General features: G+C 62.7%; 2 protein-coding genes. Both read left to right on the top strand.

The window, feature by feature from the left end; all coding sequences use genetic code 11:
* The first annotated feature begins 76 nt into the window (after positions 1-76).
* Positions 77-388, top strand: coding sequence for a cupin domain-containing protein (locus A9Z05_RS29765; protein ID WP_069621228.1), 312 nt, complete (start codon positions 77-79; stop codon positions 386-388).
* A 448-nt stretch (positions 389-836) separates the two neighbouring features.
* On the top strand, positions 837-1,724 hold the full coding sequence (locus A9Z05_RS29760; protein WP_069621227.1) for a LysR family transcriptional regulator: 888 nt from the start codon (positions 837-839) through the stop codon (positions 1,722-1,724).
* Positions 1,725-2,085 lie beyond the last annotated feature (361 nt).

Below are 2,085 nucleotides of genomic sequence, written 5' to 3'. Positions count from 1 at the left end.
GCGCGACGTCGCGCTGAATGCGGATGTCGGAAAAATCACGGGAAGGCGGCACACACGCGTGCCGGAGAACACATCGATGAAGATCATCCGGAGTGCCGCATTCACGGCGGACCGCGCGTGGGGCGCGCTCGACATCGCGAACCTGAACGGCATCACGGTCCGGCTGCACTGGACCGACCAGCCGTATCGCTGGCACGTGAACGACGGCGAGGAAGTGTTCGCGGTGCTCGACGGCCGCGTCGAGATGCGCTACCGCGACGCAGGCGTCGAGCATGCGACGGTGCTCGAGACGGGCGACGTCTTTCACGCGACAGTCGGCACGGAGCACGTCGCGCATCCGCTCGGCGCCGCGCGTATCCTCGTGATCGAGACCGCGGGCAGCGTCTGACGGCGGCTATCGGGGCCTCGATGCCGCGCGGGCGACGAGCGCCTGCGCGCGGCGGGGCTCAGCCCGAAATCGTCCCGGTTGCCTGCGACTACCCGATCCGCCGTTCCGTCGAGGCCGTGCGCCGGCACGAACGCGCGAAGCTGCCCACGCAACAGGGACGTATACGGTTCGGTATCACATCGCATCGATAACGTCCGAGGCTTTAACGAAAAAATTAGCCTATATTTTCGTACAATTACTAAATACAAATTCATCAAAAAGGTCTAACTGCAATCGCAATCAAATCGCCAATTCAACGACCTGAATGCCTTGAAACCCGTCATTCTCCGACCGTTCTCGCACCCGATAAATACGCGATTCCATAATAATCATTCGTTAAAAACGTCCGTTAAAATTCATCAAATCGATGGATAGAATTGAATCCACGCTTTCTGTTTATCGATAAAAAATGGACGAACTCCTCCCGATGCGACTATTCGTCAAGGTCGCCGAACTTCGCAGTTTCGCGCGCGCAGCCACGGAACTGAACATCTCCAACTCGTCGGCCACCCGCCTCGTGATGAGCATCGAGGATCGGCTCGGCTCACGCCTGCTGAATCGCACCACCCGCAGCCTGTCGCTGACCGACGCGGGCCACCTCTATCTGGCGCAGATACGTCACGTGATCGACGAAATCGACCGGGTCGAGGAAACGATCGCCTCGATGCATCACGAACCGATCGGCTCGCTGAAAATCGCCGCGCCCGTCATGTTCGGCATGCACGTGCTCGCGCCGGCCATCGACACGTTCAAGACGCGGCATCCGGCCATCGTGCCGGAAGTCACGATCGTGGACCGTCACGTCGACCTCGTGTCCGAGGGCTTCGACATCGGGCTGCTGCTGTCGCAGCACATCAGCAACAACACGCTCGTGAAGCGCCCGCTCACGCGCATCAACCGGATCGTCTGCGCGGCGCCGCACTATGTCGAACGGCACGGCGCGCCCGGTCATCCGCACGATCTCGCGTCGCACGCGGGCCTGGCATTCCATGCCGATTTCGCGGGCGAATACCTGTCGTTCGAACACGAACAGATGCGCATCACCGTGCGCCCGAACAAATCCGCATCGTCGAACAACGTCGGGTTGATCCGGAACTGGGCGCGGTCCGGCATGGGCATCGCGGTCCTGCCCGATTTCCTCGTCAAGCCGGATCTCGACGACGGCCGGCTGCTCGCGCTGCTGCCCGGCTATCGACTGGAGGCCCTCGAGATGAATGTCGCGTACCCGACCCGTCGGCATTTTCCGCGCAAGGCACGGCTGTTCGTCGATCACCTGATCGAGCATTTCGTCAGTTGAATGAACGGTGAAAGCGCGCACCATTTTTCCACGCTGGCTCGCCGCCGCCCGCTCGACCGCGCCGGGCTGGCGCGCCCGCGCCGGCTGGCGCCCCGACCGCCATCGACCCGTCGCCCGGCTGGCGCGGGCACGCCTGTTGCGCCGGCGCATCTCGGTAGTCAACCGCCCTTGGCAGTCCGCCGCGGAGGACTACACTAATCCTTAATGGGGTGTGGCCGGACAACCGCGCCCTCAGGGAGACGCCGCCATGAATCGGCCGCTGAATCGTATCCTCCCGCGCGTGACCGGTCCCGCATCGGTCTGGACGTGGGTCAAGTGGTCTTTGCTCGCCGCATTGCTGATCGCGGTGGCGATCGTCGCG

Source organism: Burkholderia sp. A2 (assembly GCF_001729305.1).
GTDB classification, from domain to species: Bacteria; Pseudomonadota; Gammaproteobacteria; order Burkholderiales; family Burkholderiaceae; genus Burkholderia; species Burkholderia sola.
Note: the sequence above shows the minus strand (reverse complement) of the source record. Positions and strands in the feature narration are given on the sequence as shown.